This is a genomic window from Paenibacillus sp. IITD108 (assembly GCF_036541265.1).
In the GTDB taxonomy this organism is placed as follows: Bacteria; Bacillota; Bacilli; order Paenibacillales; family Paenibacillaceae; genus Pristimantibacillus.
Genome location: NZ_JAZHCT010000046.1, coordinates 15,496 through 41,190, shown reverse-complemented (window position 1 = coordinate 41,190; position 25,695 = coordinate 15,496). Strand labels below are relative to the sequence as shown.

The following is a 25,695-nucleotide window of genomic DNA, read 5'->3' as shown; positions in this document are numbered from 1 at the left end:
CTAATAGTACATGCTAGAATCATTAAATGCCACAATCATGACGATAACGACGATTAATAAAATGATACCATAGAGTACGGTTCCGATAATACCGGTTACGAGTCCGGCCACAGCAAGTCCTTTTCCTTGATCATTCGTTCGTTTTATTTCCTTCATTGATAGAGAAGCATATATGATGGCTACAATCCCGATAAAAAATCCGATGTAAGGGATCATAATCGAAAGAATACCAAGTACAAGCGCTACAATAGCTTTATTATTTGTTTTTGGCATCGGCGCCAAATTATATGGCGGCGGTGGAGGCGGCGGATATTGGTAGTTCTGATACTGCTGCTGCTGATAGGGCGGCGGCGGCGGTGGTGGCGGTTGATGATTTGGGTTGTGCCCGTTTGAGTGTTGATTGGAATTCATTGCTTCCTCCTTGTATATAGCAAAGGTTAGTAATTATTGTATGTACGGCTGATAACATGATACCAAACAACCTTACCTTGAACAATAGAAAAAACATCGCCTGATCCTATCTTATGTCAGGCGATGTTTAATTAGAAATAATTAAAAGTTTTTGGATCTTGCTACCTGTTCTTATATTTCATCGGTAAACGCGCCTGTCCAAAGGACGTCGGAGCCGTTTATCCTTGTCACCTTATCTTTTAATAAGCCAAGCCAGAAGCGACGGCAGCAGCATAGCGCGGATGACAAAGGTGTCCAGCAATATACCGACAGCCATAATAAAGCCGAATAGGAACAGCTCTTGCAGCGGCTGCGTCATTAATACACAGAACGTTGCGGCTAAAATAGTGCCGGCAGAGGAAATGACCCCGCCTGTTTTGGCTACTGCGCTTGCGATAGCTTCATTCCAGCTGTGATGCTTCGACTCCTCCAGCACGCGCGAGACAAGCATTATATTGTAATCTACGCCTAGCGCGATCAAAAAGACAAAGGAGTAAACAGGCAGTCGGTAGCTGACCGCATCATAGCTGAAAAAGGTGCTGAATATAGTCCAGCTGATGCCGAGCGCCGCTGCGTAGGAGAGCAGCATCGTACCCATCATTGCCAGCGCAACAGCTATTGATTTGGCCTGGAAGATGAGCATAATAGCAATGATCAGCGTAATGACCGAGAAAATGATAAGCGTATCGCGCTGATTCATATCACGGACGTCTAGCTGCTCTGCAGTCTGGCCGGCAAAATGCAGCGAGTACAAGGCAGGATCAAAGCCGCTGTCCTTCAGCAGCTTGGCGCTGTCTTCCCGTAGCTGTTTGACGACTGCGAGTGCTTCCTTCTCATACGGATGATCCTTCAGCGTCAGCTGCAGCTTAAGCATGGGCTCATGCTCGGACAAGAAATTTCTAGGCAACGGCTGAGCATCGTTGGCAAGCTGCGGTGTAATGGCTGGCGAAAGTTCGCTTATGCCGGCTGTTTGCTGCAGCTGTACTGCCAGCTTGTCCAGCTTGTCGATAAACGGTTCGCTTAGCTCAATCGGATTTTTTGATTTTAAAATAACGGTGACAGGCGCCAGCTTGCCCTTAGGAAAATGCTCCTCCATCAGCTCAAAGCCTTGTCTGGATGAGAGCTCCTCGGGGAACGACTTCAATAAATTAAAGGAAAAATTTATTTTCGAAGCATTCCATGAGGCGCCAAGCAGCAGCACGATCATAACGGATGCCACAACAGCAGGACGTTTCGTTACAAAGGCGCCGATGCGGCTCCAGTAGCCGAGCTTTTCCTTCTTTTGGGCGCCCAGTTTAGGAACGAACGGCCAAAACGCTTTGCGGCCGACAAGTGTAAATACAGCTGGAATTAATGTTAATCCGCCCAGTAATATAACTGCAACGGCAATTGAAAATACTGGAGCGAAATAATGATACGCTTGGAATACGGCAAGAAATAATACGAGAACGGCAGCGAATATAGTAGCGCCGCTGAACAGGATCGGTTCACTTAAACGTGACATCGTTATATTCATGGCATCGTGCTTGGAGCCGAGCTTGCGCAGCTCTTCCCGGTAGCGGGACAAAATAAACAAGCAGTAGTCGGTAAGAACGGCAAAGAGCAAAATCATCATAATCGATAATGCCTGCTTATCGACAATGATAAGCCCGTTTTGAGCAGCCAAACCAATTAATCGGTCAGTTACCTGATAGACAGCTCCAGCGATAATAAGCGGAATAACCGAGAGCAGCGGCGATCGATAGATAACGATTAGAATAATAAGAATTAAACCTATAGTAGCGAATAACAAAATAAGATCAGCATTTGAAAATAAAGCAATTGTATCGGACGCTATGCCTGCCGGTCCCGTAATCTCAAATTGCAACCCGGCAAGCTCGCCGCCTTCAATATGACTGCGCAGCTCTTCCAATGCGTTGTGGATGTCACCAGACTCCAGATCCTTTTGGAGAGCCGCATTGAGCATAATCGTCGTATTGTCTTCAGAATAAAATTGCTTTTGAACGTTGAGAGGGAATTGATGAAATGGCACTGCGCTGGCAATTTGCTGCGGCTTCTCATCTGACGCAAGCCACTGGCTAATGGAACGGATAGCTTCAAGCTGCTTATCTGTAATTTCAGCTTCATTATGAAAAACGAGCAAAGCCGTTAGTCCGTCATCAGACGGAAAGCCTTTTTCCGCCAGCATTTTAGCTGTTGCTGAAGGAGTATTATTGTATATACTTGCTTCCTGACTGCTTTGTGCCGTCTGCTTGGCTGATGGGGCAATTAATGTTAGAGCAATAATAGCGGCAAGCCAAATAACTATAATCGTGATGCTGCCTTTGCGGCTGCTTACGACGCTTGCAAGCTTATTTGAAAAAGAATTCATTCTGCTTCACACTCCTCAATACTTCGTCTACGAGCATTGTAGTGCAGGAGTGTGAACAACAGATGAACGGTAAATGAACGGTAAATGAACTAGATTTGAACATCAAATGAACGAAGCTGCCGCGATTGATCATACTATTTGCGTGGGCGACGAGAAACGGTGTACGTCTTTTGGAGAGGAGGTCAAAGGGTTTTTCCTTCCTGCCAGGCTTCTACCAGTGAGGAAGCTTTATGCGGAAGGAGGTGCCTTTATTGAGCTCGCTCGTCACATGAATCGAGCCATGGTGCAGGTCAATAATTTTGCGGCATATGGAAAGACCAAGCCCACTGCCGGTTTTGGCTCGCTCGCGGGCTTTATCCGATTTGTAGAAGCGGTCAAATATATACGGCAGCTCATCTGGCGCAATTCCAATACCCGTATCTTGAATTTCTACAGTTACTTCTTTACCAACGTCAATACGCACTGCAATCGTATCTTGAGGCGAGCAGAACTTTATGCTGTTCGAAATAAGATTAAACCATACTTGATAAAGCAGCTGCTCATCGGCCTGGATTACGATTTCGGGCAGCTCGAGCTCAATTTCCAGCTGCTTGCCAGTCCACTGCCGTTCCAAGGTGATGAAGATCTGCCTAATTTGCTCGTCAAGCCGAAAGGCCGTGCGCTTCGTAAGCTGCATGTTTTTATCAAGGGCGGCCAGCATTAACAGCTGCTTGCTAAGCGAGGACAGGCGCTTGCTTTCGTCCTGAATAATTTGCAAATAGCGCTGCTTTTCGTCCTCCGACATTTCATTGTTCATCAACGTTTCCGAAAAGCCCTGGATAGAGGTAATCGGCGTTTGGAATTCATGCGATACATTGGCGACAAATTCTTGTCTCATATCGTCCAATCGCTTAATGGATTCTGCCATGTGGGAGAAATGCTTGGCCAGGTCGCCAAATTCATCCTTGCGGCGAATATCCAATTGCAGGTTGTAATCGCCGTCGACAATTTTATGAGTGGCAGCTTTGAGCACCTGCAGTGGCTTTACGATATAACGGGTCAAGATCACGATTAGAATCAGGCTGATCAGAAAGGCGAAGCCCATTAACAGGCCAAGCAGTATACGCACCTCGCCGATTTGCTGCTCCAGATTGGCACGGATGAATAAGGCGTATTGCTTGCCGTCTGCTTTGATAGGCAATCCTATCGTATTGCGCAAGCTATTTTCGAAGTAGCCCATGATGGGAAGAAGCTGCTTCTGTTCAAGCATGCCTTTGTAGCTGCCGCCCTCCAGCACATGGCGTATTTGCTCCTCCTCAAATTGCGTATGACGGAAGGGAGAGCCGTACATAGCGGTTTGAAGCTGCTCATCTACTGTGTAGATTTGAAAGCCCATCGCTGCAATTTTATTTAAATATTGGCCAAGCTCCAAATGAGGCGCCAGCTCATACAACTCGCGTATTTCGAGCCCGATATGCATAATCTCTTCTTCATTGTAATGACGCATTTTGTTGGCATAGTAAGCATTGGCAATAAAAAGCGATACGATGGTGCTGAATATGGTAATAATAATAAATATGACAACGATGCGGACGTATAATGTCCTCATTGTTCGTGCACCTCAAGCTTATAGCCGATGCCGCGGACAGTTACGATAGAAAAATCCTGCTCTGCAAAAGCAAAGCGTTCCCTCAGCCGTTTAATATGCACATCAATCGTACGGCTGTCTCCTTCATAATCGCTGCCCCATATTTGCTGAAGCAGCTGCTCGCGCGTAAATATTTGTCCCGGCTGAGTAGCAAGCTGGGAAAGCAGCTCAAATTCTTTTAAAGGCATCGTCATAGTCTCATTATTGCTTTTGACCTCATAGCTGCGCCGATCAATAATCGTATTATTCAGCTTAATCTGCTCGGACGATACAATTTGGTAGCGGCGCAATAAGGCTTTAATGCGGAACAGAAGCTCCTCTGGCTCGAAGGGCTTGACCAAATAATCATCAGTACCTAAAGTAAATCCTTTTTCCTTATCCTTCAGCTCGCCTTTTGCCGTAAGCAAAATGACGGGAATATCGTAATACTTGCGAATTTCCTCGCATAAATCCCAGCCGTTCTTATGGGGCATCATCACGTCAACTACGGCCAGATGAATCGTCTGCTTTTCCAAAATATCAGATGCTGCCAGCCCATCCTCAGCTTCGATCGCGATATACCCTTCCTTATGCAGGTTGTAACGAAGCAGCTCGCGAATGTTTGGATCGTCATCAGCAATCAGGATATGTAATCTCAAAAAAATCACCTTCTTAAAATATTTAATATAGATTTAACAATCTGTAAAATGCTGGGCGAAAAAAATTAAAGTTTTCCCATTGTCTACTGTTTCCTGTTTATTTCTTGATTGGCATGCGTTAATATTAAGTTAACAATTCGCACGATTAACCGTCTATGGACGGTTTTTCTTTTTGACTTTTTTAAAGAAAGGAAGTGAAATAGCTTGGAATTCTTATTGAATCAATACCGAAAAGCTCCGCTTTTAGTGACATTCATTTTCATTATGCTCAAAATGGCGCTTTTTCGTCAATTTATATTCCAAGAGGTACACATCAGCCGTCTAGTATCGGACGCTGCAGCTGTACTGGTCATATTGTTCATAATTGAGCTTGTTACATCTGCAAGATGGAAAACAACAGTGTTCGGCATCATAAATACAATTGTCTCATTTTTATTATTTGCCGCGGTCGTCTACTTCAGTTATTTCAGCAACGTGCCGACCTACCACGCTTTTCTTAACATTGGGCAGGTTGGGCAGGTTAAGGATAGCGTGCAATCTTCGATTCAATTGAAAAACTATTTATTATTTGCCGATATCGTAATATTGCTGCTGCTTAAAGTTTTTTGCTTGCGTTCCAGAGACAGGCTGGCTTCAAGCAGTGCGATTGCAAGACCGCTTTATGTGGCGATCGCTCTAATCGTTTGCTTGGGTGTTTCTTTTGGATATGTCCAGTCCAACCGGGGCATTAATAATGAGCTTGTCCAAGCTGAGCGGCTAGGCTTATTGAACTACCAGTTTGCAACCGCAATGAATGAAAGCAGCTACGGAGCACCAACAGGCGAAGAGGTTAATGACGCAGTAGCTGCCCTTGAGCAGGAGCAGGCTAACAAGGAGCAGGCCGGCGGACCGAATTATTTTGGAGCTGCCAAAGGGAAAAATGTTATTGTGCTGCAGCTTGAAGCTTTTCAAAACATTGCAATTGGCCTAAAGGTAGATGGGCAGGAAGTGACGCCAGTTCTAAATGAGTTAATTAAAGATAGCTTTTACTTCCCGCATTTCTTCCAGCAGATTGGTCAGGGAAATACTTCTGACGCTGAATTTTTGTCTAATACAGGTATTTATCCGACAGGCTCTGTCGCCATGTCCAAAGGCTTCGGCGATCGCGAAATTCCGAGCATGCCGCGCCTTCTGGATAAGTATAACTATGTTTCTAATACATTTCATGTCAATGATGTGACGTTTTGGGATCGGGACAAAATGTATCCTGCGCTTGGATTTACAAAGTACTACGAAAAAGCTGATTTTGTAGATGATAAATTTAATGGCTTTGGCGCTTCCGACCAGGAATTATACCGGGTTGGAATGGAAAAGCTAAGTGCATTGCATAAGAAAAACCAGCCATTTTACGCACAGTTTGTTACAACTGCCAGCCATCATCCTTTCAAAATTCCTAAAATGCTGCAAACCTTGGATGTGCCGGAAGGCTTACAAGGAACACAGCTTGGCAACTATCTTCAAGCGCTGCGCTATACAGATGAGCAGATCGGCAATTTGATTGCCGACTTGAAGAAGGAAGGCATGTGGGAGGATACCGTTCTTGTCATTTATGGGGATCACTTTGGTATGCAGACCAAAGATAACGATCCAGCGTGGGTGGAGGAACAACTGGGTGTAAAATACGAGGAAAGAATTAGCCGTTTCAACATACCGTTTATCGTTCATGTGCCTGGCGTTGAAGGCAAGACATTGGATCAAGTCGGCGGACAGGCAGATATTATGCCTACCGTTGCTAATTTGTTAGGTGTTTCCTTGAAGGATGAAGGCTATACGGTATTCGGCAAAGATTTGCTCAATGTAACGGATCATGTTGTTGGCATGCGTTATTATATGCCGACTGGCTCCTTCTTCAACAATGAAATTATGTTTGTGCCTGGAAAGAGCTTTGAAGACGGCACAGCGATTGATTTGAAGACATTTGAGAAAGTTGAAGACTTCAGCAAGTATCGCAAGGATTATGATTACGTTCTTGAGCTGATGAAGCTTTCTGATGACTATATGAAATCATTGCCAAAACGTTAACAGCTATTATAGAAGTAATTTACCCGCTTTCGAAGTGAATGCGGCTGACAGTTGCAGCAGCTATGCTGGCTTGCGCTGACGCCGCCTCACTGACAGGCGGGTTTTTTGTTGGCCACATTAGTGGGCAAAGAATGGACAAGCGGAAGAGCAAGATTGGAACTGGAGAAACGGTAGAGGCCGCCTTTGTATTACAATTTTATCCATTAATGGCTTACAAAATAGAGAAAAATTGGAATACAACAGCGGTCGTAAGTCCAATCTTGATCGTAGCGCCGTCTTATTCTATTGCTTGTTGCCTTTTAACAATTAATCAACTCTCTCTGTTTGCTCGTGCTCGACATTCTTCTGTAATCAAAATTAGCACAGTAATAACTTTAGTGTTACTATACTATATATAGTGAAAAATATAGTCAAAAACAAAGGAGAGAGAACTATGGCTCATCTCGATACAACTTTTGAGTGTAAAGGCTTAAGCTTGAAAAATAGAATTGTAATGCCGCCAATGTGCCAATACAGTGTCGAGCTGGAGGACGGCATTCCAAACGAGTGGCATTATGTCCATTACGTATCAAGAGCGATTGGCGGTGCCGGGCTTATTATTGTGGAAATGACGGATGTCCATCCTGATGGTCGAATTACAAACCGCGACCTGGGATTATGGTCGGATGACGCAATTCCAGCATTCAAGCGCATTGTAGACGAGGTCCACAAATATGGGGCAAAAATCGGCATACAGATTGCCCATGCAGGCCGTAAGGCAGAGGATGCTCCAAATCCGGTAGGAGCTTCTAATATCCCGCTGGAGGACAGCAGAAACCCGAATCAGCCGCGTGCGCTTACAACAGAAGAAGCGCAGGCTATGATTGTGAATTTCAAGGAAGCGGCAGTACGTGCAGTTGCAGCCGGTTTTGATACGATCGAGCTGCATGGCGCCCATGGTTATTTGATTCACCAATTCCATTCGCCGTCCATTAATAATCGTGAGGATCAGTATGGGCAGGATTATGCTTTGTTTGGCGTAGAGGTTATTCAAGCTGTTCGAAGTGTGATGCCAGCGGATATGCCGCTTTTGATGCGAATTTCGGCCGTTGAATATATCGATGGGGGATACGGTCTTGAGCATTCCCTTGAGCTGGGCAAACGTTATAAGGAGGCAGGCGTCGATATGATTCATGTCTCGAGTGGCGGAGAAGCGCCGCCCCCTCCAGGTCGAGTGCCGAATCATGCAGCATATCAAGTACCCTTTGCCCGTGCCTTCAAGGAGGCGCTGCAGCTTCCGACGATAGCGGTAGGCAGGCTTGAGGATGCCAAAGCGGCAGAAGAAGCGGTCGCGAATGGCGATGCTGATCTAGTTGCTGTCGGCAGAGGCATGCTTAATGACCCTTACTGGGCGCTGCATGCTATTAAGGAGCTAAACGGATCCGTCGTTCCGCCAGCTCCTTATATACGCGGTATTTAACTATTTTTCACCAGCTGATTATCCTTGCCATACCGGATGAATACCCAAACGCCGTAAAGCATCAGCATTCCTGCAGCCATGCTGTATAAAGTAATTTTCTCTTTGAGCAGCGCCAGTGCCAGCAAAGAGGCAAAAATCGGCTCTCCGAGCACGGACATGGATACGGTGGCAGCGGCCATTCTTTTCATAAGAAAATTAAAGACATAATGTCCGAGCAGCGTCGGCACTATGGCGAGCAGCAAAAAAAGCCCCCATTCTTTCGTGCTGTAGCCAGTGAACGGGTTGCGATTGATGACATTGTAGATTGCCAGCAGGCATGCAGCAAAAAAGAAAACCCAGAAGTTATAGGCAAACACTTGGGTTCGTTTCAATAAGTGTTTGCCAATAAGCATATGAACCGCTACAACGACCGCCCCGAGAAAAGAAAGCAGATCGCCATACAGCGCTTCGTCCGAGAGGGAAAAGTCGCCTGCTCCGATCATAATGGAGCCGATCATGGCGATTCCAATGCCGATAACCATTGCTTTATTGATAGCTGCCTTGAATAAGAAGTAGGATGCAATCATGACTAGAAGCGGTTCAAGCGAAAGCAGCACAGTCGAGCTGGCAACGGTTGTATAGCGCAGCGAGCCCATCCATAGCAGAAAATGCAAGCCGAGCATAGCTCCGGACAACATAAGAAGCAGCCACTGCGAGCGATCAAGCTTCAGCAGCGGCTGTCTGTATTTCCATACAAAAGGTAGCATAAGCACATTCGTGAGCAGCAGGCGGTACATGGCTATAACTGCGACATCGGCCTCGGACCACCGAACAAAAATGGATGAAAAGGATATTGCGATAATACCAACTGCGTATAACAGTAAATAGGGAGGCAGACGCTTGCTAGCCTTCATCATGCTGTTCACCGCCGCTTTGCGTTTCGAGCTCGGCAGCTTTTAACGGTTTAGCTTCAGCGGGTCGTTTCGCCTGTTTTTCTTTTTGTTTAATGATAGCTTCATCAAAATACCGCTTCAGCTCAGCAGCCTTGCGGGGATCGTCCATTTTAACCTTTTCTTTTAGAAAATGTTCCTCAAACGCTTCCCAGGTAGGCTCCAGCTTTTGCGCGCGCAGCAGGCGAACGGCATTTTTGACAAGTCTTCGCTCCTTGGCATTGGTGTAGGTATCGACATATTTCTGCTTATAGTCAAAGTCCAAATGCTCAAATATGGCGCGGAATATATGGCTCGTCATTCGAGCATCGTCAAGTGCGCGGTGAGCGCTGCCCTCCGCATCGATGGCTAGCTCAGAAAGAGCGCCTTCAACGCTAATATCATTGGTGAGACCTTTATGGCGAGTAAAGCCTTTTAGCAGATCAAAATAATCAGCCGCCAGCCAATAAGCATCATCAAGCTTATGCATTCTTGTGTCCAGCACGATGCGTTTCATATCTTCTCCGCCCCATGTTATAAACATGCAGCTGTCGCTTTTTCCGAGCCAGCTCAGAAAATCGGCGATGACAGAAGGGAAGCGCTTAGCTATATCAATATCCTCTTGAGGAATGCCTGTTTTTTTCTGAATAAAGCTATTAAGCTTTGCGAAGTATACGGGTTTGATCAAGGCAGAAAATTCATCTATAGGCTGCAAGGAAGAGTCAAGGCGGACGGCGCCGATTTCAATAACCTCCATAGGCAGCTCGCTGGCAAATTTTCGTCCATTAAATTCAATATCTAAAACAATATAATCCAATCCAACTACCTCCGAAGTTTGCTTAAAAATTTGCACTAGTACTATTAGAGCATGAGGGCCGCTGTATTTGCAAACTATTTCAAAATATAAGAAATGGTTAGTGTTTACCTAACGCTGTTCTTATAATTCAATGAGAAGTCGCATTTACCGATTTATGGGAATCATTAAGAGTTTCTTCTTGAATCCTGCTTTCTATCGTTTATACTACTAGATATGCTAATTGTATAGAAGGTAGGAGGATTTTAAGGAATGGATGATCTCATAGTTTGGCTAAAATTTTTGCTGCTTGGTATGGTGCAGGGTTTTACGGAGCCGATACCAATCTCGTCCAGCGGCCATCTTATTATTGCCCAAAAGCTGCTTGGAGTTGAGCAGAACGGACTGTTTTTTGAAATTTTAACAAATACGGCTTCTTTAATTGCCATTATGTTTATTTTTAGAGAAATGATCAGCCGATTAATTGTTAATGGTATTAAATTTATACGTACACGGGATAAGGAATATAAGTCAGACTTCATGTTCATTATTTATATCGTTGTCGGCACAATTCCAGCCGTTGTATTGGGACTATTGTTCAAGGATGCAATAGAGCAGCATTTGGCTTCCATTAAAACGGTCGGCTTCTCATTGCTTGTGACAGGTGTCGCTTTGTGGCTCATTCGCAATTTGCGCGGAGTTAAGCGCGATGGAGATTTGAGCATGAAGGACGCGCTGCTGGTCGGTCTTGCACAGGCTGTAGCTCTAATTCCTGGCATTAGCCGTTCCGGATCAACCGTTATTTCATCCATTGCACTCGGCATGAAACAAGACACTGCTTTGCGGTTTTCGTTCATGCTGTACATCCCAATCAGCTTAGGCGGACTGGTGCTTGGCGTGAAGGATGCTGCAGGCGATCCGACGCTGTCCACAATGGCTATCCCCTATATAATAGCGTTTATTAGCACTCTTATTTTGACCTATATTTCTATGCGCTGGTTTATGAATATTATGCGCAACGGCAATTTGAAATATTTCGCTTATTACTGCTTTGTTGCAGGTATCGCCATCGTATTGTTTATGTAACATTTTAGAGTTGCAAATTCTTTGCAGAAGCTGTTTTAAAGCCGCATTCATTTTATAAAATATGTGACTTCAGATTCATCTCCTTTATGCTGAACTGAACAGCTTTCCAATGGAATCATTTGAGGAAGGAGAGTGGCGTTATGAAGCCGGCGGTTTCGTTAATGACGTCTGTGAATCAACAAAGTCGTTTAAAATTAGCACTTATACTCGGTTTTCTGTCCGGCATTGGGCCATTATCCATCGATATGTATTTGCCGGCTCTTCCAACATTGGCGGAGGATTTGGGAGCTTCGGCGTCAATCGCACAATTAAGCCTTACAGCCTGTCTGCTGGGGCTCGCTACAGGCCAGCTGCTTGTCGGACCGATCAGTGATGTAAGAGGCCGCAGAGTCCCGCTTATTATCGGCATAGCTGCCTATGCGGTTGTTTCGGCGCTGTGCGCTTTTTCGCCAAGCATTACAATATTTATTGCCATGCGTTTCTTACAGGGCTTTGCCGGCGCGGCAGGGATCGTCATAGCGAGAGCAAGCGTGCGCGATTTGTATTCTGGACCGGAGCTGACTAAGTTTTACGCTTTGCTTATGCTTGTGAATGGAGCTGCGCCTATACTTGCGCCGATATTTGGCGCTGAGGTGCTGCAGCATACTTCGTGGCGAGGCGTGTTTTTCGTACTGAGCGCGCTGGGAATGGCGATGCTCTTGGCGGTATTAATCGGGCTTAGAGAAACATTGCCAGAGGAGCGTAGAATGAGAGGCGGGATCGGCAATACACTGCGCACCTTCAAAAGGCTGAGCCGTGACTCATTGTTCATGGGCTACGCTTTGACGCAAGGGCTCGTATCCGCTTCGATGTTCGCTTATATATCGGGATCTTCCTTTGTGCTGCAAGAAATTTTCTATGTCACTGCGCGGCAGTACAGTCTTATTTTTGGACTGAATGGCGTTGGAATTATTTTGGCTACACAAGTCGCCGGCAGATTGGCAGACAAGGTGGAGCCGCGCAAGCTGCTTCGCAGCGGCCTGTTATTGGCATCTTCCGGCGCATTCTTGCTGATTCTTGCGGTGACTCTGCATTTGGGCCTAGCTGCGGTTATAGCGGCATTCTTTATGGTTGTTTCAAGCGTTGGGATTATCTCGACGACTACAACCTCGCTTGCGCTGCAAAGTCAGGGGAATTCTGCCGGAAGTGCATCGGCGATGCTCGGTATGCTTTCTTTTATTGTAGGCGGAACAGCAGCGCCGCTTGTTGGGCTTGGCGGCAAGGATACGGCGCTGCCGCTTGCAATCGTAATGGCGTCATTAGTCGCCTGCGCATTTATTTGCTTCGTGCTGTTGACCAAGTCGAGACAACGCAGTCAAGCGCAATAGGCTATTTGCGAGCGACAAAAACAGTAAATTCATTATATTTGTATACGCAATCTACATCCTTGAAGCCAGCTTCCCGCAGCCAAAGCAGTTGCTCTTCCATCGGTGCATTGCGATCCTCTCGCTTTCTTTCTTTGGAGGCATCCAGCGCGCTTTGCGGCAGTCCGCTGGCTAGAACAGCCTCCTCCCATTGTTGTTCATATTGCTGATTGAACAGGGAGGAACGGCTGGAGGCCTGATCCGCATTAATAAAGTATCCCCCCTCCTCAAGCTGATCATATATGGAGAAGAAGAGCTGTTTCTTCTCTTGATCGGTCAGGTGATGAATCGATAGTGAGGATACGACCGCATCAAATTTGGTATCAAAGCGGTAGCTGAGATAATCACTTGCGATATAGTTTATGTTTGAAAAGGAAGCTAGACGCTGCTCCGCCTTGGCAAGCATATCCTGGCTAAAATCAATCAGCGTCATAGCAGCTGAAGGATATTTTTGCAGCACATAGCTCGTAAGCAGTCCTGTGCCGGCCCCTAAATCCAAAATCGAAGGAGAAGCCGATGGCAGTTGCAGCCATCGTATAACAGCCTCGTAGAAATCGTCATAGCATGGTATAAGTCCTCTTCTCTGCGTATCGTAATCAGTGGCAGCCTTGTCAAAAAGCTTCTTTACTTCATCGTTCATCGTAAATCCCTCCCGGCTTTCCTTATTTTCTATTCTCATTGTAAAAACGATTTGTTATATTGTGAAATATATAAAGATTATATTATTTATAGGCTTAAACTATAAGTATGGAAAGAGTATGGAAAGAGTACGGAAAGAGTATGGAGAGAGTACGGAAAGAGTATGGAAAGAGTATGGAGAGAGTACGGAAAGAGTATGGAAAGGTACGCTGCTGCAATGAAGGTTGGGCGGGTGGCTGCTACGATAGCGATGAAACGTATCGACGTGGTCACACGTTCCGCTATTTGCCTTAAAACGGCCTTTTTTTTAATTTGGCGGTCACACATTCCGCTATTGGGCTTTCAAAGGGGCTTTTTCTGTGAATTATGGAGCAATAACGGAACGTCTGTCACTTTGCCCCCTCAAAACTGCGAATTTTGGCGAATTAGCGGAACCACTGTCCAGCTAGGGAGAACAACGACTGGCCAACTAGGAAGAACAACAACTGTCTCAACTAATGGAGTATCTATGACTGTCCCATCTAGTGAGAACAACACTGTCCCGCTTGGAAACGCGTTAAAATTCAAAGTATTGTCGCTAGTGCAGCATTGAGAAGTTCGTTTAAAGAAGCTATAATAAATAGTGAACAATATCGCACTAAAATGAACTTTTCAGGAAGAGGGGCCGGAATGAAAAAGCTAAAAATTTTGCAGCAGCTTTCGGAAGCAGGGGTAGTAGCAGTTCTACGTGCAGATTCTCCAGAAGAAGTGGTTGAAATGTCACGCCGAGCGATTAAAGGCGGCATTAAAGCGATTGAAATTACGATGACCGTGCCTTTTGCGCTGCGCGCAATTGAGGAATTGTCTAAACAATATTCCAGCTCAGTTTCTCCGGATGCAGACAACTATGCGATTATCGGTGTAGGAACTGTATTGGATCCTGAGACGGCTCGCGCAGCTATTATGGCGGGCGCTGAGTATGTGGTATCCCCGGCACTTAATCCGGACACTGTCAGATTGTGCAATCGATATGCTATTCCTGTATTGCCAGGCACAATGACGGTAGCAGAAATTCAAACGGCGATGGAGCTAGGCGTCGATGTCGTGAAGCTGTTCCCGGGCAATCTGTATTCTCCAAGCGTTATACCTTCTATTAAAGGACCGCTTCCGCAAGCCAATATTATGCCGACTGGCGGGGTATCCTTGGATAATTTGAAGGATTGGATCAAAGCAGGTGCAGTAGCTGTCGGCATCGGTTCCGACTTAACGAAAGAAGCAGTAAAAACTGGTGATTTCTCTTTAATCGAGAAAAAAGCAGCTGATTATATGGCAGCCTATCGCGAGGCAAAAGGACAATAGCTCCTTGGCGTCGCGTCAGCTTGCTACACGCATTTGGCGCCCTTGGAGCATCTACTCTCTAGAGGCGCTTTTTGCAATGTGTTTTGGTATATGTTTTGGTATAATGATATGGGCAGCATTTCTCGTTATGTATGTTTTTGTATGATAAATATAGTATGTAAAAGTTGAAAGAGGGAGAAGCTATTTTCCGACTATTTCTTATCCTTGCTTCTTCACAAAATTCGAGTTATAACAGATAAGTAGCGATAATAGACAGGCTAGCAGATTAGATTATCAGCTTAAAGGAGTGTTTGAGGGAATGGAATTCAGAATCGAGAAGGACACGATGGGGGAAATTAAAGTCCCGGCAGATAAGTTGTGGGGCGCCCAAACTCAGCGCAGCTTGCAAAATTTCAAAATCAGTACTGAGAAAATGCCTTTGGACGTTGTTTATGCAATGGCATACGTCAAGAAAGCAGTAGCTCAAGCGAATTTGAAGCTTGGTGTTTTGGATGAGCAGAAAGCAGCAATTATTGGCGAGGTTGCAGACGAAATTATTTCTGGCAAATGGGACGAGCATTTCCCATTAGTAGTTTGGCAAACAGGCAGTGGGACGCAAACGAATATGAATGTTAACGAGGTTATAGCTAATCGCGCTAACGCCTTGCTCGCAGAACGCGGCTTGGATATTAGAATTCACCCGAACGACGATGTAAATCGCTCACAAAGCTCGAACGATACCTTCCCTGCTGCGATGCATATTGCTGGAGTTATGGCTGTAGAAAAGCAGCTGGTTCCTTCATTGGATATTTTAGCGGCTACTTTGAAAGAAAAAGTAGAAGCTTTTAAAGATATAGTTAAAATCGGACGTACTCATTTGCAGGATGCTACTCCGTTGACGCTTGGCCAAGAGGTAAGCGGCTGGTATGCCATGCTTGAGAAAACAAGAGCTATGCTAGTGCAAAGCGTTGAATCCATGCGTGAATTGGCGCTCGGCGGAACTGCAGTAGGTACAGGCTTGAACGCTCATCCGAAGTTCGCGGTTCAGGTTGCTGAAGAAATGACTAAGCTGACAGGCACATTGTTTATTACAGCGCCAAATAAATTCCATGCTCTGACTAGCCATGATCAAATCGTATACACACATGGAGCTATTAAAGCTTTGGCAGCAGATTTAATGAAAATTGCCAATGATGTCAGATGGCTTGCAAGCGGACCACGCTGCGGCATTGGCGAGCTGATCATACCAGAGAACGAGCCGGGCAGCTCGATTATGCCAGGTAAAGTCAATCCTACTCAAAGCGAAGCGATGACGATGGCTGTATGTCAAGTTATTGGTAACGACGCTACGATCGGTTTTGCAGCGAGCCAAGGTAATTTTGAGCTTAACGTATTCAAGCCGGTTATTATGTACAACTTCCTGCAATCTGTTGCGCTTATGGCGGATGCAATGGTTTCCTTCAACGATAACTGTGCGGTTGGCATCGAGCCGAATTTGCCTGTTATCCAAAGAAACCTGGAGCAATCGCTGATGCTTGTAACCGCATTGAATCCACATATCGGTTATGAGAATGCGGCAGCCATTGCTAAAAATGCTCATAAAAAAGGTCTAACCTTGAAAGAATCCGCTGTAGCAAGCGGCCTGCTAACTGAGGAGCAATTTGACCAATATGTCCGTCCAGAGAACATGATTGGAAGCAAATAAGTTATAAATAACCCAGCTTGATTGAGGCTCCAATTTTGGACCTTAATCAAGCTTTTTTATGTCCACCCCTGCCATGTCTGTCCCCGTTACTGCCCCATCTCCGCCGCTACACTCACTATACCTGTATCGCCTAATCAACTGGACAGAAGATCCGTTATTTTGCCAAAAACGCCGAATTCGAAGTATTAAAGTGACACACGTTCCGCTATTCTACAAATATGTAGTGGAAAACAGTGAAAAACGGGCGAATAACGGAACCACTGTCCGCGAAAGTAGAAAAATGATCGAAAACGGGCGAATAACAGAACCACCGTCCGCGAAAGTAGAAAAATGATCGAAAATGGGCGAATAACGGAACGCCTGTCCGCGTAGTAGAAAAATGATCGAAAATGGGCGAATAACGGAACCACTGTCCGCGAAAGTAGAAAAATGATCGAAAACGGGCGAATAACAGAACCACCGTCCGCGAAAGTAGAAAAATGATCGAAAATGGGCGAATAACGGAACGCCTGGCCACAGGTTGAAAATAAAAATGAGGCTGAAAATGCGTATATCTCCAAGTGAGAGGGTGTCGATTAATTGTAAGCAACTAATAATAAGCAATAAAAAAGGGGAACGAAGAGCAAGATTGGGAATGGAGAAGCGGCAGCGCCCGCCTTTGTAGGCCAATATTATCCTTTACAGGGGTTATGTAATCAAAAAAATTGGACTACAACAGCGGTCGGAATCCCAAACTTGATCGTAGTAGTATCCCTTTCGATTGCTTGTTGCCCTATCCACAATAAAGCGAAACCCTTAGAGATGATCTTAGTCACAAAAACGGAGTTAAAGTAAATTAACGCGTTCTTGTGATCATTCGCATCCCCAGTAACCATTCCATTTAGTAAAAAATTAACACTTCACATGTTTGTCAATTTCGTGCCACGAAACGGTCACTAACGACACTAAAGAGCCATATTTATCTGCATATAATTTTGTATAATAGGAGTAACTGATTGAGAATAATGGAGCTTGCGAATTGTTCTCCTTCAACTTTTGAAGAATTTGTGAATAAATTCACAAATTGTTGTGATTTTTTTCACATTAATCAATCGCGACGTATGCTTAAATTAGAAAGTAAGCATTTGACGGGGTTTGTTTCAAAGTAATTTAAAAGGATTAATACATTTAGAAAAGGTGGAGTGCAGCTATGGATGTCGTCGATTTAGCACGTTTGCAATTTGCATCTACAACAATTTTTCACTACTTTTTTGTACCAATATCAATTGGATTATCTCTCATCGTAGCGATAATGGAAACGATATATGTGGTCAAGAAGGATGAATTATATAAGCGAATGGCAAAGTTTTGGGGGACCTTCCTGCTCATTAACTTCGCCGTCGGTATTGTTACAGGTATTTTGCAAGAGTTTCAGTTCGGAATGAACTGGTCTGATTTTTCAAGATTTATAGGTGATATATTTGGAACGCCGCTTGCGATTGAAGCGCTGCTTGCCTTTTTCCTTGAGTCAACGTTTATCGGCTTGTGGGTGTTTGGCTGGGACCGCTTGTCAAAAGGCGTTCACTTGGCGAGCATGTGGCTCGTTTCGATTGGTACCATTTTATCCGCGCTTTGGATTTTGGCGGCAAACTCATTTATGCAGCGCCCTGTCGGCTTTGAGGTAGTAGACGGCCGTGCAGAATTAACGGATATATTCGCGCTATTAACGAATGGTCAGCTGTTGTGGGAGTTTCCGCATACGATATTCGCTGCGTTCGCGACCGGTGCTTTTCTGGTTGCCGGTATTAGCGGCTGGAAGCTTATGCGCAAGCAAGAAATTAATTTCTTTAAACAATCATTCAAAATCAGTATTATCATAGCTCTCATTTCTTCTATTGCCATTGCACAATTCGGTCATAGCCAGGCGCAATATTTGGTTGAGACTCAGCCAATGAAAATGGCTGCGAGCGAAGGGATGTGGGAGAGAAGCACTGACCCTGCTCCTTGGACAGTTATTTCTTTTATCGACACTGATAAGCAAGAAAATGGCTTTGAGATTAAAATTCCGTATATACTCAGCTTTTTGTACTATAGCAAATTTTCCGGCTCTGTTCCGGGCATGCTTGAGCTGCAGGAGCAATATGAACAAACCTATGGCCCTGGAAACTATATCCCGCCGGTCAAAACGACTTTTTGGAGCTTCCGCGTTATGGTAGGCAGCGGTATGGCCATGATTCTTTTGGCTATGTATGGCGCATATCTCACATGGCGGAAAAAGCTGGATCAGCCGAAAAACAATCTATACTTTAAATTAATGCTGTTTGCCATTTCACTTCCGTTTATCGGAAATACGGCTGGCTGGATTATGACTGAGATTGGCCGTCAGCCTTGGACCGTATTTGGGCTGCTGCGTACGGAGGATTCTGTATCGCCGAACGTATCGTCAGGTCAAGTGCTCTTCTCACTTATTTCATTCTCGTCGATATACTTGATTTTGCTTGGCATTACGATCTATTTGTTTACTCGGGTAGCACGCAAAGGCCCTGCTAGTGAAGAGAGTGAGCAAGTTGCTGATGTAGATCCGTTTGCACAGGAAGGGGGCGGCAGCAATGTCACTCAATGAGTTATGGTTTTTACTAATTGCCGTTTTGTTCACAGGATTTTTCTTTCTTGAAGGCTTTGATTTTGGTGTAGGCATGGCGACTCAAATTTTGCCGAAAAGCGATAAGGAACGCCGCGTGCTTATCAATACGATTGGACCGTTCTGGGACGCGAATGAAGTATGGCTTATAACGGCGGCAGGCGCGATGTTCGCAGCTTTTCCGCATTGGTATTCCACGATGTTCAGCGGGTACTATATGCTCCTCACGTTGATTTTGCTGGCGCTGATAGGCCGGGGCGTTGCTTTTGAATTCCGCGGCAAAATAGAGGGTGCTGCCTGGAGAAAGGTTTGGGATGCAGCGATTTTTATTGGCAGCTTTTTCCCGCCGCTGTTTTTCGGAATGCTGTTTGCCAGCATGATTAAGGGTGTGCCGATTGGACAAAATATGGAAATGACAGCTGGATTCTCAGATATAGTTAATCTATACTCAGTAACAGGAGGCGTGGCAGTGGTTGCACTGTGCCTGCTGCATGGCCTAACCTTTATTTCGATACGTACTACCGGCGACGTTCGCGGCAAAGCACGCAAGGCAGCTGCAGTTGTATGGCCTGTTGCAGTAGCGCTGCTCGGACTGCTGGCTGTTCAAACCTTTGCTTCTACGGATCTGTTTGAGAAACGCGGAGTTATCATGTATATTTTAGTTGCTTTAACTGCAGTGGCTGCGGTATTAGCTTATGTGTTTATTAGAAAAGGAAGAGAAGGGCTTGCATTTGGCATGACCGGTTTACTGATCGGTTTAACATTTATAGCTTTATTTGCAGGCTTGTTCCCAAGGCTGATGGTAAGCTCTATCGACAGCGCTTATGATCTTACGGTTTACAATGCTGCATCAGGAGGCTATACGCTGAAAGCAATGACGATTGTAACAGCAGTGCTCTTGCCATTCGTACTGGCTTATCAGGCTTGGAGCTACTTCGTCTTCCACAAACGCATTACGAATAAAGATCATTTAGAATACTAGGAGCTTGTATGGACAAACAATGGCTTCGCCTTTCAGGAATTACACCGATAATGCTGCTGTTATCGGTGTTTTCCTTCCTACAGGGATTGGCAATTATAGCGCAAGCGCTGCTTCTGTCGCATGCGCTCACACAGTTATTTAATGGGGCTGCCGTATCTGATGCAGTTCAGCCTATTTTATTATTTGCGGCTATGTTTGTGCTGCGGCATACTTTTGTATGGCTGCAGCAGCGCTTTGCCGGAAGGTTTGCAGGGAAAACTACCGAAGCGCTTGGCAAACAGCTGCTGAGCAAGCTTTTTAAGCTTGGCTCAAGGTTTGCTGCCAGCGAGGGCAGCGGCAAGATTGTTAATCTTGCTCTGGAAGGAATTGTGCGGGTTAGAACTTATTTGGAGCTGTCGATTCCCCGTATGATCGATATGCTCATCATTACCGGTGCAATATGGCTTGCTGTCATCCGATTGGATTTGATTTCAGGCATTATTTTACTTGTGGCACAGCCGGTGCTCATTATCTTTTTTATTATATTAGGGCTGGCGGCCCGTTCTCTAGCGGATAAGCAGTGGAGAAGCTATCGAATATTGTCGCAGCATTTTTCGGATACGCTTCGAGGCCTTGAGACGCTGCGCTTTTTAGGAAGAAGCAAAGCGCATGCAGGTACAGTAGAGCGTGTAGCGGGGCAATATCGCAAAGCAACAATGCGGACGCTGCGGGTTGCATTTCTATCTTCGTTTTCGCTTGATTTCTTTAGTATGCTTTCAATTGCCTTTGTAGCGGTTGGATTAGGCGTGCGGCTTATCGACGGCGGCATACAGCTGGAGGCGGCTTTGGCAATTTTGCTGCTTGCTCCTGAATATTTTATGCCGATTCGAATGCTTGGCACCGACTATCATGCAACGTTAGACGGCAAGGAAGCATGGGCTTCAATTAGAGCGATTACGGAAAAGGATACAGAGAGTGAGGGCACGGGCAGCAGTCAATATGCCATCGAAAGTAGTGCTGCATCTGGCAGACAAGTTGCTTCAGAGAGCCATAATGCTGCGCCAAATAACGTCAAGTCAATGGATAGCCAGCATAACTCAACCGCTATGCTTCGCTTATCGGATGTAACGGTGCTCAGCTCAGAAGGCCGTGAGCTGCTTGGCGGTGTGCAGGCAGAAGTAGCTGGCGGCGCACGGAAAATCGGAATTGTCGGTGAGAGCGGAGCAGGCAAATCGACCCTGCTTCATGTGCTGGGCGGCTTTTTGCAGCCATCCGCAGGAATGGTTCAAGCGGATGGGGAGCCGCTTGCTGGCGAGAAGCTCGCTCAGTGGCAGCAGCAGCTTGCTTATATCCCGCAGCACCCTTATATATTCAGCATGACGTTAAAAGAAAATATTGCCTTTTATGAGCCGGATGCCAGCGATGAGGAAATCGAACGGGCAATCGACGCAGCTGAGCTGCGCTCGCTCGTTGAGCAGCTGCCGCTCGGTATACATGAGCGCATAGGCGAGGGCGGGCGAGCTGTGAGTGGCGGCCAAGCGCAGCGGATTGCGCTGGCAAGAGCATGGCTTGGCAATCGTCCTATGCTGCTTCTCGATGAGCCCACTGCCCATTTGGACGTAGAGACAGAATGGGAGCTAAAGCAGACGATGCTGCGTATTTTCAGCGGGAAAACGGTATTTCTGGCGACGCATCGCTTGCATTGGATGAAGGATATGGATGAGGTATGGGTCATCAAGAAAGGCAAATTGGCAGAGAAGGGCACGCATGCCCAGCTGGCTGAGCAGAATGGCGTATATGCGAAACTGCTCGCTGCAGGCAGAGGGGAGGAATTGTAATGCAAGCGGCAAAAAGACGCGGCTGGATTACCTACTACATGTCTCAATACCGCTGGCAGTTTGCAGCGGCAGCTGTACTTGGCGCTATTGCCATACTTTCCGCAGCAGCCTTGCTGTTTACATCCGGGTATTTGATATCGCGTTCCTCCCTGCAGCCAGAAAACATTCTTATGGTCTATGTGCCAATCGTGCTTGTCCGGACGTTTGGATTCAGTAAAGCGATTTTTCAATACTTGGAACGGTTAGCTGGTCACAGTGCGGCACTGCGTATTCTAGCCAGTATGAGAACCCGCTTATATCGCATTGTCGAACCGCAGGCGCTTCGCATGCGAAGCAAATATAAATCCGGCGATTTGCTTGGCTTGCTGGCGGAGGATATCGAGCAGCTGCAAAACATTTTTTTGCGAATAGTTCTGCCAGCACTGTCATCTTTAATTGTATACGGAGCAGTCATTGCGCTGCTCGGCAGATTTGATCTTTGGTTTGCATTGCTGATGGCGCTCTATAGCGGCATTTGGCTGTTTATTGCTCCGCTTGCTGCATTATGGCTGTCCGTTAGAAGAAGGAAGCAATACAAGCAGCAGCGCAACCGCTTGTATACACAGCTCACTGATGCGATTTATGGCATGAGCGACTGGCAGCTGAGCGGGCGCGCAGGGCAGTTCTTGGACGATTATGAGAAGCAGAGCTCCGCCATGAACAAGCTGGAGCAGCAGCTTAGGCGCTCTGAATGGCGCTGGCAGCTTATTACGCGCAGCAGCGCCGCTGCAGCAGTCATTATGATGGCGATATGGGCAGCAGGCATGGTTGAGCAGGGCTTGCTGCTGCCAAGCTTTATAGCGGCTATGGCGCTTGTTGCGCTTCCGCTCATGGATGCCTTTGTAAAAGTAGGCGACTCTGTATACCGAATACCGGATTATAAGGACTCTTTGAATAGATTGAATAAGCTGGAGCAATCGGGACAATCCCGTTGGGATGATGCTAGCGCCCGAGATGAAAAAGCGGCTGAAGAGGCCATTCGGGCTGCGCTGCCTAAGTCCGTCAACCGGCAATCGATCGATATAGCTTTACAGCAGGTCAGCTTTCAATATGAAGGCTCGCATCCATTGACATTAAAGCAAATTGATTTGAATATTCCGCAAGGCTTGAATATGGCTGTGCTGGGCAGAAGCGGCGCCGGCAAGTCCACCTTGCTCAATCTGATGCTTGGCGAGCTGAAGCCATCGTCTGGCGAGGTCACATTAAACGGTATTGCTGCTGGTGAACTGGATGCTGCAGATTTCTCGGTTCTTAACCAGAAGCCATACTTATTCGATACATCTGTCGCTAATAATATAAGGCTCGGCAAGCCGGACGCTTCTGACGAAGAGGTGCAGCAGGTGACGGAGCAGGTTGGACTCGGCTCTTTCATCGCCTCACTCCCAAACGGCTATAACACGAGGATGGAGGAGATGGGACAGCGCTTTTCTGGCGGTGAAAGACAAAGAATTGCGCTCGCCCGCATCTTGCTTCAGAACAGGCCGATTGTATTGCTTGATGAGCCGACAGTCGGACTCGACTCCATTACGGAGCACAAGCTTGTAAATACCATTTTTGCAACGTTAAAAGGGAAAACCTTAATATGGTTTACCCATCATTTGATCGGGATGGAGCAAATGGACGAAATCGTATTTATGGAGCAGGGGCGCATCGTCATGCGCGGAACCCATGAGGAGCTGCTGGAGCGTGAGCCGAAGTACAGACGCTTGTATGAACTGGATCAGTTATAAAAAAATGACCGTTAAAGCTTTAGGCTTCGACGGTCATTTCTTTTCTTACGATGACATGGATATCGGGATTAATAATATGGATGATGACATCATACATGCCTGGCTCCTCGGGCTCCCATTTGCCGATAAATCGGCCTTCTATTTGTCCTTCAACTTTTATAAGCTTGGGCTTGCCGGTGCCGTCTTTTTTTAACTCATAATATAGCTCCACATCAATTAATTTTTTTAAGCCTTTAATTTTAGAAATTAATGATACTGGCTTGCCCGCTTTGGCAGCAGCTGGCGAGACGGTCAACTCGGCGGTCACCTCTTCCTCGGTTCCACCTTGAGGCGTTATTGTATTGCAGGCGCTAAGGAGCAAGGCAAAAACCGGAATGAAAGCAATCGCAGCCAGCTTTCTTAAGCCATGCTGAGCGGTATGAATCATTGAATACGGCTCCTTTCTGAAGCAATTTATTTTGAAGCTATACTTTGCTGCGAGGATTCAGTGAATACGGCAGCCAATCCGGCTGATCCGTAGCTTTCTCTGTATTCGGCGATTGTGCGGTGGCTCATGATGCGGCCTTCATGCAAAAATAACGCTTCATCCGCAACAGTCTCGGCAATTTGCAAATGGTGCGTAGAAAATATAATCGTTGTGCCGGCTGCTTTCAGCTCAAGAACAAGCTGAGAAAACATATCTGTCCAATAAGGGTCCAAGCCGTTAGTAGGCTCATCCATCATTAACAGTTTGGGCTTTGCCAGAACAGCTTGGCCGAACATCAGCCTTTGCCGCATTCCTTTGGAGAAGGCAGCGACGGATTTATGGCGGGCCTCATACAAATCTACAAGGCGCAGCACTTCAGCGGCGCGCTGCTTGCCGATGCCGCGCAGCGAAGCATAGAAAGTGATCGTCTCCCAGGCAGACAGCGCTGTGCCAAAACGAAAATCATCGGGCATAAAGCCGATAAGCTCCGCATAGGCTTTGCGGTTATTTTTCCATTGCAAGCCGTCCAGCATGATTTGTCCTTCAGAAGGCTGCATAATGCCTGCAATCATGCGCAGCAAGGTGCTTTTTCCCGCGCCATTGCCGCCGCAAAGCGCCAAGGTTTGCCCAGCCTCCAGCTTCAAGCTGAAAGGATGGACGATCTGCTGTTTGCCGATCTTTTTGCTGACCTGCTCAATTTGAATAAAGGGATTAGTCAATTTTTCTCCTCCTCTCCCAAAGGGCGATCGCAAGCAGCAAGGAGATTGTTATCCATAACATGCATACGCCGATAAATATCGGCGAGCCCCATGAACCGCGAATCCAGTCAATCCACTGTGCATATTCAGGTCCGAATATAGAGCCTCCGCCTATTTTGACAACCATAAAGATCCGAATCAGCTCCGCTGGGTTGAAAAACGTTAAAAAAACGATTGCAGGCTTAATCCATAAATAGGGAAGCCAGCCTAACACAGCAATCAGCAGCGTGCTCCAGCCTATAATAAATACAAACCAAATGCCGACTCCGATCGTAAGCGCCTGCCAGCGATTAGCGGCAATTGTACCTGCCAGCAGCGCTATGCCAAGAAAAAGCAGCACGAGAAGAAGCGACAGCAGCATGAAAAAGACGAGCGACGCACCTGTAAAAGAATTGCCGAGCAGCCAGCCGAACACGCCAGACAGCCCATAGCCAAAGCAGACAATCGTGCTGAGGACAATTACCAGCCCGATATATTTGCCCAGCAGCAGCTGGAAAGCAGACAGCGGATAAGTGGACAGCAGCTCCCAGCCGCCATCTTCTTTTTCCGAGGTTAAAGAGAAGGAACCCAGCAGCATCGTCATCAACGGCAGCAAGTATAGTACCAGGTTAATCATCGAGCCTGTTGTATGCGTGTAACCTTGCAAAGTATTTTGAGATTGCACGAGCAGCAGAGCCAGGCTGAAAAATGAAAACAGCGCAAGGAAGCTGTATGCCCATGGATTGCGAAATCCGAGTCGAATTTCTCGCCATGCGATATGCCAGACGATCATTCGCGAACACATCCTCTATTTCATTATTGTTGATACTAACGGCAGAGAGAACTA

The 25,695-nt window shown here is 46.2% G+C and carries 22 protein-coding genes; 12 read left to right on the top strand and 10 right to left on the bottom strand.

Annotated elements, in window-relative coordinates; translation table 11 throughout:
• From V1L65_RS26005 to V1L65_RS25990, 4 genes are all read right to left on the bottom strand, one after another.
• Window positions 1-411, bottom strand: a complete 411-nt coding sequence (locus tag V1L65_RS26005) for a DUF4190 domain-containing protein (protein WP_331702214.1) — start codon at window positions 409-411, stop codon at window positions 1-3.
• Between the two features lie 232 nt (window positions 412-643).
• A complete protein-coding gene (locus V1L65_RS26000; protein WP_331702213.1) occupies window positions 644-2,821 on the bottom strand; it encodes an MMPL family transporter in 2,178 nt (725 codons plus the stop codon).
• Between the two features lie 211 nt (window positions 2,822-3,032).
• The gene (locus V1L65_RS25995; protein ID WP_331702212.1) at window positions 3,033-4,409 is read right to left on the bottom strand and encodes a sensor histidine kinase; all 1,377 of its coding nucleotides are present in this window, start codon (window positions 4,407-4,409) and stop codon (window positions 3,033-3,035) included.
• Window positions 4,406-5,086 carry a response regulator transcription factor gene (locus V1L65_RS25990; protein WP_331702211.1) on the bottom strand — a complete coding sequence of 227 codons (681 nt, stop codon included), beginning with the start codon at window positions 5,084-5,086 and terminating at the stop codon, window positions 4,406-4,408. Before V1L65_RS25990 ends, V1L65_RS25995 begins: the two co-directional genes overlap by 4 nt.
• Window positions 5,087-5,302: 216 nt before the next feature.
• Here V1L65_RS25990 and V1L65_RS25985 point away from each other — a divergent pair, with 216 nt between their 5' ends.
• The 3 genes from V1L65_RS25985 to V1L65_RS25975 are packed head-to-tail and all read left to right on the top strand — an operon-like array spanning window position 5,303 to window position 8,606.
• Entirely contained in the window at window positions 5,303-7,147 is a 1,845-nt protein-coding gene (locus V1L65_RS25985; protein WP_331702210.1) for an LTA synthase family protein, read from the top strand.
• Window positions 7,148-7,185: 38 nt separating this feature from the next.
• The gene (locus V1L65_RS25980) at window positions 7,186-7,545 is read left to right on the top strand and encodes a hypothetical protein (protein WP_331702209.1); all 360 of its coding nucleotides are present in this window, start codon (window positions 7,186-7,188) and stop codon (window positions 7,543-7,545) included.
• Between the two features lie 35 nt (window positions 7,546-7,580).
• A complete protein-coding gene (locus V1L65_RS25975; protein WP_331702208.1) occupies window positions 7,581-8,606 on the top strand; it encodes an NADH:flavin oxidoreductase/NADH oxidase in 1,026 nt (341 codons plus the stop codon).
• Here V1L65_RS25975 and V1L65_RS25970 read toward each other — a convergent pair.
• Both V1L65_RS25970 and V1L65_RS25965 read right to left on the bottom strand, forming a co-directional pair.
• Window positions 8,603-9,502: a DMT family transporter gene (locus tag V1L65_RS25970; RefSeq protein WP_331702207.1), complete on the bottom strand. Its 900-nt coding sequence runs from the start codon at window positions 9,500-9,502 to the stop codon at window positions 8,603-8,605. The genes V1L65_RS25975 and V1L65_RS25970 overlap by 4 nt on opposite strands.
• Entirely contained in the window at window positions 9,489-10,331 is an 843-nt protein-coding gene (locus tag V1L65_RS25965; RefSeq protein ID WP_331702206.1) for a 3'-5' exonuclease, read from the bottom strand. Before V1L65_RS25965 ends, V1L65_RS25970 begins: the two co-directional genes overlap by 14 nt.
• Before the next feature lie 249 nt (window positions 10,332-10,580).
• On the opposite strand from V1L65_RS25965, the gene V1L65_RS25960 reads away from it, so the two are divergent.
• Both V1L65_RS25960 and V1L65_RS25955 read left to right on the top strand, forming a co-directional pair.
• A complete protein-coding gene (locus tag V1L65_RS25960; protein WP_331702205.1) occupies window positions 10,581-11,393 on the top strand; it encodes an undecaprenyl-diphosphate phosphatase in 813 nt (270 codons plus the stop codon).
• 140 nt (window positions 11,394-11,533) lie between these two features.
• Entirely contained in the window at window positions 11,534-12,760 is a 1,227-nt protein-coding gene (locus V1L65_RS25955) for a multidrug effflux MFS transporter (protein ID WP_331702204.1), read from the top strand.
• 1 nt (window position 12,761) lies between these two features.
• Here V1L65_RS25955 and V1L65_RS25950 read toward each other — a convergent pair whose 3' ends face one another.
• A complete protein-coding gene (locus tag V1L65_RS25950) occupies window positions 12,762-13,436 on the bottom strand; it encodes a class I SAM-dependent methyltransferase (protein WP_331702203.1) in 675 nt (224 codons plus the stop codon).
• A gap of 107 nt (window positions 13,437-13,543) precedes the next feature.
• Between V1L65_RS25950 and V1L65_RS25945 the strand changes: the two genes are divergently transcribed.
• From V1L65_RS25945 to cydC, 7 genes are all read left to right on the top strand, one after another.
• The gene (locus V1L65_RS25945) at window positions 13,544-13,729 is read left to right on the top strand and encodes a hypothetical protein (protein ID WP_331702202.1); all 186 of its coding nucleotides are present in this window, start codon (window positions 13,544-13,546) and stop codon (window positions 13,727-13,729) included.
• A gap of 375 nt (window positions 13,730-14,104) precedes the next feature.
• Complete coding sequence (locus V1L65_RS25940; protein ID WP_331702201.1) at window positions 14,105-14,773, top strand: bifunctional 2-keto-4-hydroxyglutarate aldolase/2-keto-3-deoxy-6-phosphogluconate aldolase; 669 nt, start codon at window positions 14,105-14,107, stop codon at window positions 14,771-14,773.
• A gap of 298 nt (window positions 14,774-15,071) precedes the next feature.
• On the top strand, window positions 15,072-16,457 hold the full coding sequence (fumC, locus tag V1L65_RS25935) for a class II fumarate hydratase (RefSeq protein WP_331702200.1): 1,386 nt from the start codon (window positions 15,072-15,074) through the stop codon (window positions 16,455-16,457).
• Window positions 16,458-17,646: 1,189 nt separating this feature from the next.
• Window positions 17,647-19,059: a cytochrome ubiquinol oxidase subunit I gene (locus V1L65_RS25930; RefSeq protein WP_331702199.1), complete on the top strand. Its 1,413-nt coding sequence runs from the start codon at window positions 17,647-17,649 to the stop codon at window positions 19,057-19,059.
• A complete protein-coding gene (gene cydB / locus V1L65_RS25925; RefSeq protein ID WP_331702198.1) occupies window positions 19,046-20,059 on the top strand; it encodes a cytochrome d ubiquinol oxidase subunit II in 1,014 nt (337 codons plus the stop codon). The genes V1L65_RS25930 and cydB overlap by 14 nt, the downstream gene beginning before the upstream one ends.
• A gap of 8 nt (window positions 20,060-20,067) precedes the next feature.
• Window positions 20,068-21,876: a thiol reductant ABC exporter subunit CydD gene (cydD, locus tag V1L65_RS25920; RefSeq protein ID WP_331702197.1), complete on the top strand. Its 1,809-nt coding sequence runs from the start codon at window positions 20,068-20,070 to the stop codon at window positions 21,874-21,876.
• A complete protein-coding gene (cydC, locus tag V1L65_RS25915) occupies window positions 21,876-23,645 on the top strand; it encodes a thiol reductant ABC exporter subunit CydC (RefSeq protein WP_331702196.1) in 1,770 nt (589 codons plus the stop codon). Before cydD ends, cydC begins: the two co-directional genes overlap by 1 nt.
• 19 nt (window positions 23,646-23,664) lie before the next feature.
• On the opposite strand, the gene V1L65_RS25910 is transcribed toward cydC, so the two are convergent.
• From V1L65_RS25910 to V1L65_RS25900, 3 genes are read right to left on the bottom strand one after another with little or no spacing between them, the layout of a single operon-like run.
• Complete coding sequence (locus V1L65_RS25910) at window positions 23,665-24,072, bottom strand: hypothetical protein (RefSeq protein WP_331702195.1); 408 nt, start codon at window positions 24,070-24,072, stop codon at window positions 23,665-23,667.
• Window positions 24,073-24,098: 26 nt separating this feature from the next.
• The gene (locus tag V1L65_RS25905; protein ID WP_331702194.1) at window positions 24,099-24,830 is read right to left on the bottom strand and encodes an ABC transporter ATP-binding protein; all 732 of its coding nucleotides are present in this window, start codon (window positions 24,828-24,830) and stop codon (window positions 24,099-24,101) included.
• Window positions 24,823-25,641, bottom strand: coding sequence for an ABC transporter permease (locus V1L65_RS25900; protein WP_331702192.1), 819 nt, complete (start codon window positions 25,639-25,641; stop codon window positions 24,823-24,825). Before V1L65_RS25900 ends, V1L65_RS25905 begins: the two co-directional genes overlap by 8 nt.
• Window positions 25,642-25,695 lie beyond the last annotated feature (54 nt).